Below are 14,327 nucleotides of genomic sequence, written 5' to 3' on the forward strand. Positions count from 1 at the left end.
AAATATAGAATTTTTTAATATGCCCAGAGATATATATGGTGCAGCTAAAGGATTTGAGGACAGAAAAAATATCTTATTTATAGGTGGATTCCAACATCCTCCAAATGTAGATGCAGTGCTTTATTTTGTGCAAGATGTGTTTCCTCTAATCAAGCAACAAGTGAATGATATTAAAATTTTTGTTATCGGGAGTAAAGCCCCGGAAGAAATTTTGAATTTATCATCTGAGGATGTAATCATCACAGGTCATGTACCCGATATTTCGGAGTATTTTAATAACTGCAAACTCTCAGTAGCTCCTTTAAGATATGGTGCAGGAATTAAAGGAAAAATTTTAACAAGCTTTAGTTATGGTTTGCCAGTAGTCGCAACTTCTATTGCCGCAGAAGGAATGGGAATTCAAGATGATTATGATGTTTTAATTGGGGATACCGCAGAAAGTTTTGCTCAACAGGTCGCTAATTTGTATTTAGACAATCAACTTTGGGGAAAAATTTCTCAAAATTCACTTGAGACTATATCGAGTCAATATTCAATGGAAGCTGTAACTTATAAATTTGAGAAACTTTTAACAAGTATAGGTGTTTCTAAAACAAAGGTAAAACTTGAGTAAAATACTCGGTAAACTATTGTGATCCAAAAATGAGCTAATAATTATCCTGAAGTTATTTGTCTAGGAAAACTAAAAATTTACTCGGAGGACATAAGTAAATGCAAGAGAATCAAATCAAAGTTCCCATTAAAGGTTCAGTCAAACAAATTAGTGAAGTCATGGGTTTGTTTGATGATATGTGGATCGGTAAAAAGTTTAGCTTTATGCTAAAGAGTGAATATCCTATCGAAGAAGTTAAATTACAGGGATATCTTCCCAAACATTTTCCAGAAGGGAACAATATTACACTGAAAGTTAATCAAGAGATTCAGGAAATAAGTGTTCCTGGAAATCAAGCTTTTGATATTTTAATCCCTGTAGTTATACCGGGTTATCAGCCCATACGAGTAGAAGTAGTTAGTGAAAAAATATTCAATCCGAAACAACAAGGTTTGGGTGAGGATGCAAGAGATTTAGGTTTTCTATTAATAGATTTGAACCTGAAACGGAGTAAAACAGCAGGAGAATATTTGAAAGAGGGGAAAGAATTCGAGAAAAAAGGGGAGTTAGAAGCAGCGATTAACTGTTACCAACAGGCTATTACTTTAAATCCAACATTTCCTTGGTCTCACTCTATATTAGGAGAAGCCTTAGTTAAGCAAGGAAAATATCAAGAAGCAATCCCTCACCATCATCAAGCTGTTGAACTTAATCCGAATTCAGCTTTATTTCACTACAATCTTGCAGAAGCTTTAGCTAAAAATGGTGATAGAGATCAGGCTATCATATACTTTGAAAAAATGTTGAAAATTGAGTCTGAATTTCCTCAGTTATCTGGTAAAAGTATAGAAAATCTATTGACGATATGTACTTGAGTATTATGACTTAATTTTAAAAAATCAAAATCATTCTGATTTCTCAAAACCCATGATGTATAAGATTAAATAAATACATCATTATCAGCCCAACCACCAAACCAAGTATTTATTACTCTCAACTAGATCATCTCAAATCTTGAGTTAAACATGAAAAGAACAATCTTAATTCATCATCACATCTTTAAAAATGCAGGGACATCCTTACAATATGCCTTGAAAAAATATTTTGAAGACAAATATTTTGAATGTGAATTACCACAAAGTAAAATGGTGACAGAAGATGACTTGAAAAACTTTATTTTAGAACATCCTCAAGCCTTAGCAATATCGGGGCATCATATCTGTATGCCGACTCCTCAAGGAAAGGATTATCAAACTTTATCTATTATCTTATTAAGAAATCCATTGGCGAGGGTCGAGTCAATTTATAAGTTTGAGAAGAAACAAAATGCTCAAACGGAAGGAGCAATCAAGGCAAAGGAATTAGACTTTAAGGGATATGTAAGATGGAGATTGGATAAAACACCAACGATGTTATGCAATTATCAAACTTATTATTGTGCAAGAAAGAATAAAAGTGAAGGGAGTAAAATTCCAACAGAACAGGATTTAAAAATAGCTCTTCAAAATATAAGGGGTACTGCTGTGGTTGGTACGGTAGAAAGATATGAAGAAACTCTGGAATTAGCAAATAAAATCTTGGTTCAAGATTATCCGGGGATAAATCTCGAATATACCTTTCTCAATGTTACGAATAAAAAAGAAGTCAAACTAGAAGAGGAAATCAAGAATAAACTTGCAGCAGTGTTAGGAGAGGAAATGGTAAATGAACTAGAAGAAGGGAATAAACTAGATAAAATGTTATGGCGAGTAGGGGATAGAGTTCTAACTGAAAAGTTAGCAGAGGAATTAGAGTTAGTAGAGCCTTGAAAATGAAAGCAGAGTTGAGAAGCAAAAAATGATCGACTTTTTATAATCCTATAACAAAAGTTTAGAATACTTATTAATAGTCACGGTCAATACACTTTAGCTTCTTAACGGTATTTTGCTTTTTTTTTAAATAAATTTGGAGAAAATACAATGACAAATCAAGAAATTACCAAAGATGAACTCAGTTTATTAATTAAACTTGCAAAAAAAGTTCTTTGGTGTGATAGAGCAACTAAGCAGGCAATACAAAAACATGGAATTCATATTATTCCAGCAAGATTTTATTCAGAAATACCAACTATAGAGGAAGTTAAAAATTCTTTTGAGTATCGAGATCTAAAAAGGGCCTTTTAATTCTGAGAAGATTTTTGATCAAAAAAAGATGATTCATTTCTTGGAAGAGATTCAGATTTATGCTGATGAATTTGACCCTCCTGAATTTGGAGATCTAGATTCACCAAAAAGCTTTTTCTGGAAGAATCCTGCATTTTCATACAGTGATGCTATGGCTTACTACTGTATTATTAGGCATTTTAAGCCCAATCAAATTTTAGAAATAGGATCTGGATATTCGACATTGGTTGCTAGTAAAGCTCTTCAGAAAAATGGTAATGGAAACTTAGTTCTGATTGAACCTTATCCCAAGCCATTTCTACATCAAATTAGCGAAGTGAAGAATATTGTCACTAAGTTTATCCAAGATATTCCAATTTCTGAACTTTTGGGATATACAGACAACAGTGATATAGTTTTTATTGATTCAACTCACACAGTTAAGAATGGAAGTGATTGCTTGTATATTTATCTGAAAATGCTTCCAGAAATAAAAAAAGATGTAATTGTTCATACTCACGATGTTAAGTTGCCATTTCCATTTGATTCCGATCAAATAATTGACAAGCATATTACCTGGACAGAACAATATTTGTTATATGCCTATATGTTAGATAATCCAAAGGTAGAAGTTTTATTTTCCAGCATATATTTTTACAAATTTTTTCCCAAAGAAACAAAAAAATTGATGCGAGGAAAATATCCAGGGGGAGGAGCTTCAATATGGTATTCCCTAAAGGGAAGTTTGAATTAAATTTAATAATTATTTTTGACTTAAATGAAAAAAAAATGTATAATTTAATCGCTTATTTAATTCAAAGTATTTGGCTTGTAATACAATAAAAATAAGCCGATTGAGTATATGCATATTTTTTGCAGTAACGAATACTTTTTAAATACAATTGAAAACGGAGATCAAAAAATGACCTTGAGCTTAATGTATACAAATTGTCAAAGAGGATTAATATTTGAATTTCTAAAGCTGTCAAACGAATTTATGAAGGAGTTCAAAGTTGAGCTTGATAAAGTTCCGCATAATCATACGGCTATTAAAGAAGGGATTAAGATATCAGACAATATATTAAAGGATGCAAAACTGTTCATATACCAACCTCTAGACGATAAATATGGAGAACTTAGCACCAACTCTATATTAAGTAGACTCCCATCAGAATGTATTTGTATATCGCTTCCACGTTTATATTTTAAAGGTTATTGGCCGCAACATGGAGCAAATCCTTACAGCAAAATAACGGGTGATATACAATCTTTGTTTTCCTATGGAGATACTAATCTAAATCAGATGATAGAGGAAGGTGTACCTAAAGAAGAAATTATTCAAAGAATAAATAAACTAGACTTCTATAACCATGAAGACTTAATAGATAACTTGGAATATACTTTAAACGAAATATCAAAAAGAGAAGAATATACAGATGTTAAGATCTCTGAATTTATTAGACAGAACTACAAAAACTATCGTTTATTTCATACAATCAATCATCCGACAGATATGGTTGGTCGTGAAGTTGCAAATCAAATTCTTCAGATTCTCAATATGCCCAAACTATCAGAAAACGTGCTGCCTTTTCACAAAGAAGTTTTAGGAGGTTTGCAGGTTCCCATATATCCTAGCGTTCGAGAAAAACTTGGCTTAAACTTTATTACACCCAATGAGGTATACTCGTTGAAAGGTTTAGGTAGGAAGTTAACTTTTAGCGAGTACGCAGAACTTTACATAGATCAAGATCAAAAATATAGGAAATCTGAATTGCTGTTTAAATCCCAACCCAATGAAATTCTGGACAACCTTAGTGATAAAAAGGAAAATCAACAGGCGGGTGTTATCTATATTATTACTGGTACTAACTTAAGATATGTCCATGAGTGTATATTTTCCGCTGCCAGTTTGAAAAAATACTGTCCTAAATTGCCTATTGCTGTTTTATCTGATAAGTTTCTGGATTTTCCCAAGGATTACTTTGATTACATCATACCAATACAAACTGAGTTACAACCGCTTCAAGTTAAAGTGGAATTTATGTATAAATCTCCATTTGATAAAACGCTATTTTTAGATACTGATACACAGGTTTTGCAACCTATTGATGAGATGTTTAATTGGCTAGACGAGTATGATCTCTGTGTAGCCAATGGCCCAATGTGGGCAAAGGATAAGCCTCAAGAGTTGCTGGCTTATGAAGGTGAAGGTAACTACAATACTGGAGTTCTATTGTATCGAAAGTCCGATAAAGTAGAACTATTTTTTAACACTTGGTTAGAGAAAATGTTGGCTTCCTCCACTCTAGACAAAGACTACTATAATAATCCTGGAGTTAATGACCAGTTCTTTTTTAATCAACTAATTTTTCAAAGATTTTGTGAGCAACACGGAATCAAAAGGAAGATTTTTACAAATACTGTCTATAATGTTCGTTCAAATATGATTCAAAATCTTAAAAATGATGGAAAGATAAAAGATGTAAAAATACTACATATGCACGATTTACACAAAAAAAAATTAAAATTTGACTGTTAACACTTAAATATTTTGCTAAAAATTACGAGGATTTAATCAAAAATGGCGATAATTTTTGAGGGAAGATTGAAGACTTTTTGATTCTTATAAGCTGCCAAACTTTATTGCTATCGTTGGTTTTTAAACTTATACTATTTAGGACTAATATTCATGTCATTTCCATTGTGGTATATCGAGAAAAAGTTAGGTCACGATCTTCCTAAAGGGATCATTCATGTAGGAGCAAATGAAGGTCAAGAGTTTGAGGCTTACCAGGCTGCGAATCCTGATATAGTTCTTTGGATTGAAGCTATCCCAACTGTTTATGAAAAGCTTTGTTCCCGAATTTCTGCTGACAAATCTCATTATGCTGTTCAACACTGTTGCTCAGATGTGAATGGCGATGAAGTAACTTTTAACATAGCTAATTTGGGAGGATTAGCTTCTAGTATGCTCCCGTTAGGAGAATCTATAAAACAGTCTTATCCAGGTATTTCTTATGTAAACTCCTTCAAAATTTTGACTAGAACACTCGATAGTATTCTTGAAGAGAGTTTTGCTGGGGAGCAATTTGATCTGCTGGTTATGGATACTCAAGGTGCTGAACTAAAAGTTCTTCAAGGCGCTCATCAATTGCTAAAGCGTGTTCGCTATGTCTATGCCGAGGTTAGTGAATATCCTTTGTATGATGGAGGCTGCACTTATGAACAAATAGATAGTCTGTTGAAGCTCTACGGTTTTAAGTTAAAAAACCTTGCTATGAATGGTAAGAATTGGGGAGACGCTCTGTATGCAAAGTAGCCGGGCGAGTTAACAACACCAATCAATTTTTATAAGATTTCAAAATTATGGTTATAAATATTCAACAACAAAAGATATTGAACCTATCTAAAAGCCATTTTCAACAAGGACTTGATCTCGTAAACGCTGGAGATACAGAGGCTGCTTTAGAATGTTTTAGTTTAGCACTCGAAAGCAATCCTAAATTCATAGCTTGCTTGAATCAAATGGCGAGACTATATGAAGCCAACAAAGATTACCCCCGTGCTATTGACTGTCTTCAAAAATTAGTTGAATTACACCCCAACCCAGATGGTTTTCAATTCATTTTAGACAGACTTATCCTTAAGCATGAGGCGGGAGCCGCATCTGAAGATTATTTAAAACCAGAAGACTTTGGAACACCAGAAGTAGAAAATGATCGCTTCAGAGCAAAGGTAGAGCAACTTCAATCTATGAAGTTGCCAATCTACCTCCAGTTTGGCTTTGGTGATACACCCTTTGTAGACTTTCTCAATATTGATGTGTTGCTTGTTCCAAAAGCCAGAAATGCTATTTCTAGAAATATGCACGAGCGCATCTTTCTGTTTCCCTGGCTAGAGAAAGCCTTACCCATTCCTGATAATTCTGTAGACTTTATTTTTCATCAAGATTTGTTTGAGCATTTATCACAAATGCACCAGTTTTTGCTGCTAGCAGAAGCCAGACGAGTTTTGAAACCCTCATGTATTCATCGAATTAACACACCTTGTATCGCAGATTCAATGAGAGTAGGATCTGACTTTTCTAAGGGCTTCGAGGGAGTCCACACTGAGGAGTGGACAAAGCATGGTCATGTCAATGTCCCTACACGAGGAATAATTGAGGAGATGGCTCGCATTGTAGGTTACAGCCACTCCCTGTTCAATTCCAAAAATGGATCTGTTTCAGGTATCAAGTTTCGAGAATACCGACCCGGACCAGATAGGAATCAACTCACAGGCAGTATTTTTGCAGAGCTAGTTAAATAAATATATAGCAATCCTCTCTGATTTGTGAAATTTGCTGCACCAATAAGCCTACAGTGCGGGCATCCTCGCCCGCTAGCCATTTACGATTCATTGAGGTGTGCTATATCTATATCTTGAAGTTATATAAGCTCGGAGGAATCTTTCTTTGAGAATAAAGATGATAAACGCATGGGGTACAAAATTAATTGTTTCAGAAACTAACTAAACCTTTCACCCTCTTCTTAGATATCGCCAAGCAATCAGGACTATTTCTTAGTAGCCCTCGATTTAACTACTGTCATCCGTCGCAATAACTGTTTCCACTCTAGAAGACTGTTTAAATTACGAACTTCAAACTTTTCTCCCTTTTGTAGAGAAAAATAACTCCAACTTTTTAGCCAGTGAGACACCGTTTTAGTGCGCGAGAAAGACGTATATTTAAGTGATTTTTGTAAACAATCAACCATCTGATTAATATCCCCATTTCGATAGGCATACCAAGCATCCCACACGAACTGATGATACTGCCTTTCTCTCTCTGAAATAATTTGACTGGCGATCGCTTCTCCAAATTTATATCTATCCAACTCACCCTGAGTTTGAAGAAACGCCGACTTGGTTTCAACCAACTCCCTGTAAGTCTGCTCTAAGTTGGATTTTGTCTGCTCAAACTCAACCTTTATTTGTTTTCTAAATGACTCAGACTCCTCCAGTTCTCTGTGCGTCTGAAATAACTCCGTATGAGACTGTTCCAACTCCATCAAAAGCTGACATAACTGCACCTGCGATCGCGAAGATTCTTCTTTCGTCTCATCCGCCTCCGCTTTCACATTCTGCGACTTCATCTCCTCCATTTCTCTCTGCATCTGATACAACTGAGTCTGAGACTGCTCCAACTCAATCAAAAGTTGATTCAACTGCAACTGCGATCGCTCTAACTCTTCCTTAGTCTGATCCAACTCAGTTTTGAGATCTTCTAACTTCAGATTTTGCATGGTTTTAACCTCTAAGATTTCATTAAAGAACTCAACATTTCTTGCCAAGGTTTTGATTGACTTAAGGTAATCGGATCGAATTCATAACCAAACTCATCCGCGTATCGAGTAAAACTTTTTAGCCAATCTGAGACTGTTTTCGTTAGTGAATAAGGAGAATAGTCCAAAGATTTTTCTAAATACTCAATCATTGAGGCTAAATACCCTGTACAATATAACCGCCAAGCCACCCAAACTAGAGTGCGATAACGACATTCCCTTTCCAAACGACGCACCTCAATTGGCAAGTCAGATCGTGCAAAAAATTGGTCTCGAACTCGCCATGATTCCTCAGCTTGTAAAGGGGTATTTAATGAATCATTGCGATCGTGTTCGCGATAGCAAACTGTTATTTCTTGCACCCAAGCGGTTTCGCAACCCATCAGTGCCAAACGTTGCACCAAGTCCAAATCTGATGCTTGTTTATACTTCGTATCCAATCCCCCCACTTCCTGCAACCATTCCCGACGAAACATCATGGCACTCAACAGTATTGGCATCCACCGCACCCAATTTTCTAGATCTAATATTGGCACCCAATGCCAAGGTTTCACATCCTGAATGGGTTCCCCTTTTTGATTCACCCGACGCCAACCCGTGTGAACCATTCCGACTTGCGCTTGAGCTTCAAAACAACTCACCTGCAACGCTAGTTTATTGGGGAGGAAAAAATCATCATGGTCTAAAAATGCCACAAATTCTCCTTGTGCCATTTCAATTCCGCGATTCCGAGCGGCTGCTACCCCCTGATTTTCTTGATACAGATAATGAATTTGCTTGCGGTATGGCTGCAACTTTAAGCGAGTTTCGGCTTCTGAGCCATCATCGACTATGATAACTTCGCAGTTACAATTTGTTTGATTCAAAACACTTTCCACAGCTTGCCCGACATAATCCGGACAATTATAAACGGGAATAACTACACTAACCCTTGGCTTCTCTATCACCAATCCCATCAAATCCCACGTACAAGTGTTGAAGCTTCCAAATATTATTCAAAAAAACACCACCCATTAGGATAAAATGGGAATCACCATTGCTTTATATTAAAAATATATTCGCGCCATTATCATTATTAGTAAAAAAAACGCATTAAAAGCTATTTTCAGTTAAGACTGAAGAACTTCTGACTTTCCATTTTGTTCGGAATTGATTAGAGGTTCATCCCAATAAATCGCGCGAATATCTTCAGGTAGATTCCCCTGAAGTTGTTCATATCCCTGTTTGAGAACATCCTTAACTTCATTGGGAGAAATTGCTTCTCCTTCGGCTTGTAAATAGGCTGCAATCCGAGTTTCACTCCAATGAAAGGTTTGCGCCATCACAACCGCCAAACGTAACAATGGATCGAGTTGATCTAAGGCTTGTCCCACATAACACCACAACGGCGAAGGTGCGGCTTTGAGAGAATATTGAATCGACTCAACCGGAGGAAGTTCAGCGCGATTAATACAAACTGCTGTGATATTAATTAACCAATTTTGTAGGGTTGCTTCCCCTTGTATGTCTTGAGACTCGCGCAGGTTCAACCCTCGCATTTCATAAAAAATATGTCGCCAAGTCTGAGAAAATAAATACTCAGCTTGTACAGGCGATCGCACAGAATGACTCACCAATGTGTATACAATCAGCGCATAACGACAGAAAATAGTCACAAAATATTTCCCTCGATCTGGATGATTTTGAAACATCGTTAGCAACTCTTGATCGCTATGATGAGATAGCGACTTCACCAGGGGGTGATTTGATTCGGAGAGATGAAGCGTTTGCACCATCAGTAGAGATTTGTTCAAAATAGACTTAACTCTGCTGAATCATAGCCCATTTGCTCTCACAGATCAAGCCATAATTTTACTCACCCTTTGGATGTGGTTGTCACCGTAGAGATTACTCCTAAATTATCCTTCCTCAGTTACTCACTCCTTCGGAATCTTAAGTGATATATTGAAATGACTTTGTTACCGCAAAATCAGTCTAGTCCTAAATCGGTGGAAACCCGCAAACAAACTACTTTATTAATTCTCCTTTTACCCACCACAATTTGGCTATTAATTTTCTTTGTTTTACCCATAATTTTTGTTCTAGTTTGTAGCTTTCTCCAACGGGGAACCTATGGTGGAATTAACTGGATATTTACCCTCGATAACTATCAACGTTTAATCAGTCCTTTGTATGGGGGTGTATTTTGGCAATCGCTTCAACTTGCGGCTTTAACGACTATTGTTTGTTTAATCATCGCTTATCCCTTAGCCTTTTTTATTGTAACTCGTCCTGAACGGTGGCGTAATATTCTTTTAGGTTTAGTTGTTATTCCCTTTTGGACAAATTTTTTAGTCAGAACCTATGCTTGGATTATAATTTTAGGGAACGAAGGTGTGATCAACTCTATTTTAGACAGCTTAAAATTGATTGATGAACCTATTGATTTACTCTTTACCCCATTTGCTGTTATTATCGGTTTAATTTATGGCTATCTACCTTTTATGGTCTTACCCCTTTATGCAACATTAGAACGTTTTGATTTTTCTCTCGTTGAAGCTGCCCAGGATTTGGGTTCAAATCATTTTTGGAGTTTTTGGCGGGTAATTTTTCCCTTAACCCAACGAGGAATTATCGCCGGATCGATATTAGTGTTTATTCCCGCATTCGGGGCTTTTATTACCCCCGATATTTTAGGAGGAGCAAAAACATTAATGGTCGGAAATCTAATTCAAAATCAATTTTTACAAGCCCGAAACTGGCCTTTTGGTTCAGCATTATCGATGATTTTAATGGGAGTCATTTTAATTCCAATTTTGATTTATTTACAATCTCATCCAAATGACTACTAATGATAAAATTACCTCAAATAAAACCCGGAACATACTGGCTATGGATACAAGCAACACTTGCCCTTGCTTTTTTGTATCTACCGATATTAATTTTAGTCATTTACTCGTTTAATACCTCTCGATTTAACGCGATTTGGACAGGATTTACCCTCGATTGGTATTGGAGTTTATTTGGTAAAACGACTGAAATAACCGCTAACTTTTCCACTGTGGAAATTTGGCAAGCCTTAAATAATAGCTTAATTATTGCGGTAATTTCTACAGGAATTGCGACAATATTAGGAACAACTGTCGCCCTCGCCCTCGAACGTTTTCGGTTTCCAGGTGATCAAATTATTGCGGGGTTAATTTTACTTCCCATTATTATCCCTGAAATCACCCTAGCAATTTCTTTACTGGTCTTTTTTACCTTAATTTTTAGGATTCTAGAAAATCTCACCGGAATTCGTTTAACTTTAGGATTACCCTCAGTTATTTTAGGTCATATTACCTTTAACATTGCATTTGTTATGATTACTGTCAGGGCGCGTTTAGCTGAATTAGATCCAGCTTTAGAAGAAGCCGCCCTTGATCTCGGGGCGAATGAATGGCGTACCTTTACCCGCATTACCTTCCCCTTAATTTTACCTGGAATTGTTAGCGGTGCCTTGTTAGCTTTTACCCTGTCTTTAGATGATTTTGTCGTCACTTTCTTTAATACCGGAGTTGGCGCCACCACCTTACCTCTATTTGTCTATGGAATGATCAAACTTTCCGTGACTCCCGCTATTAACGCCCTTTCTACATTAATGTTATTCGCATCCCTACTTCTTGTGCTATCCTCATTAACAATTAACCGTACTCAACCGACAACAAAACCTTAATAAATTAAATTGAGTCAAACAATGAAACGATTTTTAACTTTTGTTCTTTTATTTCTCATTAGTGTACTGTTACCCTTGGGTTGCACGGCCAGCAATTCTAACCTATCACAATCGGGTCAAACGGGCGACAATGTTCTCAATATTTACAATTGGTCTACCTATATCGCCCCTGAAGTTCTCACTCAATTTGAAAACGAATATAATGTGAAAATAAATTATGATACCTACGATAGTAATGAAAGCCTTTACGCTAAACTAAAGCCCGGAAATCCCGGTTATGATATTGCTTTTCCAGCCGATTATATGGTGAAAGTCATGATTGCGGAAAATCTGCTTGAAGAACTCGATACAAGTAATATTTCCAATCTCAATAATATTGACGAAAAGTTTCTCAATCCCCCGTATGATCCCGAAAATCAATATAGCATTCCTTATCAATGGTTAACGATGGGAATTGGCTATAATATTAAAGCAACCCAAGCCGAAATTAACAGTTGGGCGGCGTTATTTAACCCTAAATTTGCAGGAAAAGCAGCATTATTAGATGATATGCGTCATACCTTTGGGGCGGTACTAATTTATCTGGGTTATGATCCCAATACAACGAATCCCGAAGAAATCGAAAAAGCCAAAGAATTTTTAATTAATAATCAGAAAAATATCAAAGCATTTGTTCCCGATACAGGGCAAAATCTTCTCAATCAAGGTGAAGTTGATCTGACGATGGAATATAGCGGTGATTTGTTTCAAGTCATGGCTGAAAATCCAGATTTAAGATATATTATTCCTCAAGAGGGAACGCTGGTTGCAATTGATAGCATGGTTATTCCTAAAAATGCACCCCATAAACAACTAGCCGAACAGTTTATTAACTTTATCCTTGAACCCGAAATTGGGGCAAAAGTCTCTAACTTTATCAACTATGCTTCACCGAATAAAATCGCTATCCAACAAAAGTTAATTAAAGCAGAAAATCTAGAAAATCCTGGTATTTATCCCTCCCCAGAAGTCTTTGCAAAACTTCAGTATCTTGAAGATGTCGGAGACGCAACCATTCTCTATGATGACGCTTGGAACGAAGTCAAATTAAACTTTGGGACTTAGTATGACCTTATCCTTTAAATCTGATCAATTTACACGTCAATGAATTCTATTAATCTTGCAGTTGAACTGGTCAATGTTTCTAAGCTTTATCCAGGAACACCAAGTCGAAAAACATTAGCTGTTGATTCTCTCAATCTTGAAATTAAAACTGGAGAATTCTTTTCACTTCTCGGCCCTTCAGGATGTGGAAAAACAACCACTTTGCGGATGATTGCTGGATTTGAAATCCCCTCATCAGGGGAAATTTATATTCATAAACAAGCAATGAATCATCATCCACCTTTTCATCGTCCAGTGAATACCGTCTTTCAAAACTATGCCCTATTTCCCCATCTAACCGTTAGCCAAAATATTGCTTTCGGACTGGAAATGGAAAATATACCTCGCCCAGACATTCGTCAACGAGTTTCTGAAGTCTTAGAATTAGTACAGTTAGTAGACTTACAAAATCGTTATCCCCGTCAACTTTCCGGCGGACAGCAGCAAAGAGTCGCCCTCGCCAGGGCGTTAGTAAAACAACCTAAAGTTTTGCTATTTGATGAACCTTTAGGGGCGTTAGATTTAAAGTTGCGAAAAGAAATGCAACTCGAACTTAAACAAATGCAAAAACGGTTAGGAATTACCTTTATTTATGTCACTCACGACCAAGAAGAAGCCCTCACAATGTCTGATCGAATTGGGGTAATGAACCAGGGTCAACTCTTACAAGTGGGAACTCCAGTCGAGATTTATGAGTATCCAAAAACTCGATTTGTCGCTGACTTTATTGGTGAAAGTAATATTTTCACGGGACGAGTCACCCAATCCCAAAAGCGTAAAATAAACTTATTAGTTGATGAACAATTATCAGTTTCTATGGTTTCTCAAACCGAAGTCTTTTCCGGACAACTCTTAACGATTGTTATTCGTCCTGAAAAAGCGAGTCTTGTTTTCCGTGAAAACAAAAGCCATAACCATTGGCAGGGAATAATAGAAGAAGCCATTTATCTGGGAACAGATACCCGTTATCGAGTCAAATTAACCCCTAATACTTCAATGATTATTCGTCAACAAAACCTACAACGCGATCAGACTCAACAGTATGCTATTGGTGAAACCGTTAATATTTTTGTTTCTCCTGAAAATATCAGTTTTTTACCCGAATAAAAAAACGGCTTCTGTATTCAGAAACCGATAGTTTAAAGTTTGATTGTTTTGAAATACAATTTTGTTGAAATCAACCGCTAGTTTTAGAAACGGAATGTCGTTCTAAAGGTAGTGACAACAATCGTATCATTTTCATCGGTATGTTCAGGGTCAGTAATAATGAAAACAGCCGGAATCAAAGAAATGTATTCGTTAAGTTGGAAGCGATACAGGGCTTCAATATGAATTCCCGTTTTCTCCTCCTCTAACCGATCGAGAGTGTGATAAACGACCTTCGGTTGCATCCCCACGATAATACCGCCCAAGTCCCCTTCTTTAAGCAAATCAGG

The 14,327-nt window shown here is 36.4% G+C and carries 16 protein-coding genes; 12 read left to right on the forward strand and 4 right to left on the reverse strand.

What is annotated here, in order from left to right:
- The 8 genes from M595_RS25595 to M595_RS25630 form a co-directional block, all read left to right on the forward strand.
- A partial coding sequence (locus M595_RS25595) for a glycosyltransferase family 4 protein (RefSeq protein WP_040484678.1) occupies positions 1–613 on the forward strand: 613 nt, incomplete at its 5' end.
- A gap of 98 nt (positions 614–711) precedes the next feature.
- Entirely contained in the window at positions 712–1,467 is a 756-nt protein-coding gene (locus M595_RS25600) for a tetratricopeptide repeat protein (protein ID WP_023069480.1), read from the forward strand.
- A gap of 150 nt (positions 1,468–1,617) precedes the next feature.
- Complete coding sequence (locus M595_RS25605) at positions 1,618–2,400, forward strand: sulfotransferase family 2 domain-containing protein (RefSeq protein WP_023069482.1); 783 nt, start codon at positions 1,618–1,620, stop codon at positions 2,398–2,400.
- 150 nt (positions 2,401–2,550) lie between these two features.
- The gene (locus M595_RS25610) at positions 2,551–2,754 is read left to right on the forward strand and encodes a hypothetical protein (protein WP_023069483.1); all 204 of its coding nucleotides are present in this window, start codon (positions 2,551–2,553) and stop codon (positions 2,752–2,754) included.
- 28 nt (positions 2,755–2,782) lie between these two features.
- A complete protein-coding gene (locus tag M595_RS25615) occupies positions 2,783–3,487 on the forward strand; it encodes a class I SAM-dependent methyltransferase (protein WP_023069488.1) in 705 nt (234 codons plus the stop codon).
- Between the two features lie 168 nt (positions 3,488–3,655).
- Positions 3,656–5,272, forward strand: a complete 1,617-nt coding sequence (locus M595_RS25620; protein WP_023069485.1) for a WcbI family polysaccharide biosynthesis putative acetyltransferase — start codon at positions 3,656–3,658, stop codon at positions 5,270–5,272.
- Positions 5,273–5,422: 150 nt separating this feature from the next.
- The gene (locus tag M595_RS25625) at positions 5,423–6,052 is read left to right on the forward strand and encodes an FkbM family methyltransferase (RefSeq protein WP_023069491.1); all 630 of its coding nucleotides are present in this window, start codon (positions 5,423–5,425) and stop codon (positions 6,050–6,052) included.
- A 47-nt stretch (positions 6,053–6,099) separates the two neighbouring features.
- A complete protein-coding gene (locus M595_RS25630) occupies positions 6,100–7,041 on the forward strand; it encodes a tetratricopeptide repeat protein (protein WP_023069478.1) in 942 nt (313 codons plus the stop codon).
- 245 nt (positions 7,042–7,286) lie between these two features.
- Here M595_RS25630 and M595_RS25635 read toward each other — a convergent pair whose 3' ends face one another.
- The 3 genes from M595_RS25635 to M595_RS25645 all read right to left on the reverse strand — a co-directional run bounded on the left by M595_RS25635 (position 7,287) and on the right by M595_RS25645 (position 9,826).
- Positions 7,287–8,015 carry a hypothetical protein gene (locus M595_RS25635; protein ID WP_023069479.1) on the reverse strand — a complete coding sequence of 243 codons (729 nt, stop codon included), beginning with the start codon at positions 8,013–8,015 and terminating at the stop codon, positions 7,287–7,289.
- Between the two features lie 11 nt (positions 8,016–8,026).
- The gene (locus M595_RS25640; protein WP_023069493.1) at positions 8,027–9,010 is read right to left on the reverse strand and encodes a glycosyltransferase family 2 protein; all 984 of its coding nucleotides are present in this window, start codon (positions 9,008–9,010) and stop codon (positions 8,027–8,029) included.
- A gap of 153 nt (positions 9,011–9,163) precedes the next feature.
- Positions 9,164–9,826, reverse strand: a complete 663-nt coding sequence (locus tag M595_RS25645; protein WP_023069489.1) for an RNA polymerase sigma factor — start codon at positions 9,824–9,826, stop codon at positions 9,164–9,166.
- 177 nt (positions 9,827–10,003) lie between these two features.
- On the opposite strand from M595_RS25645, the gene M595_RS25650 reads away from it, so the two are divergent.
- The 4 genes from M595_RS25650 to M595_RS25665 are packed head-to-tail and all read left to right on the forward strand — an operon-like array spanning position 10,004 to position 13,998.
- Positions 10,004–10,885, forward strand: coding sequence for an ABC transporter permease (locus M595_RS25650; protein ID WP_040484681.1), 882 nt, complete (start codon positions 10,004–10,006; stop codon positions 10,883–10,885).
- The gene (locus tag M595_RS25655) at positions 10,885–11,748 is read left to right on the forward strand and encodes an ABC transporter permease (protein ID WP_023069487.1); all 864 of its coding nucleotides are present in this window, start codon (positions 10,885–10,887) and stop codon (positions 11,746–11,748) included. The genes M595_RS25650 and M595_RS25655 overlap by 1 nt, the downstream gene beginning before the upstream one ends.
- Positions 11,749–11,769: 21 nt before the next feature.
- Positions 11,770–12,852, forward strand: a complete 1,083-nt coding sequence (locus M595_RS25660; protein WP_023069486.1) for an ABC transporter substrate-binding protein — start codon at positions 11,770–11,772, stop codon at positions 12,850–12,852.
- A 39-nt stretch (positions 12,853–12,891) separates the two neighbouring features.
- Positions 12,892–13,998 (forward strand): ABC transporter ATP-binding protein, encoded by a 1,107-nt coding sequence (locus M595_RS25665; RefSeq protein WP_023069484.1) that lies wholly within the window; start codon positions 12,892–12,894, stop codon positions 13,996–13,998.
- Between the two features lie 83 nt (positions 13,999–14,081).
- Here the strand turns inward: M595_RS25665 and M595_RS25670 are convergent.
- Positions 14,082–14,327, reverse strand: a 246-nt coding sequence (locus M595_RS25670; RefSeq protein ID WP_023069490.1) for a carbohydrate porin, incomplete at its 5' end; no start/stop codon positions are given.

Source organism: Lyngbya aestuarii BL J (genome assembly GCF_000478195.2).
GTDB lineage: Bacteria > Cyanobacteriota > Cyanobacteriia > Cyanobacteriales > Microcoleaceae > Capilliphycus > Capilliphycus aestuarii.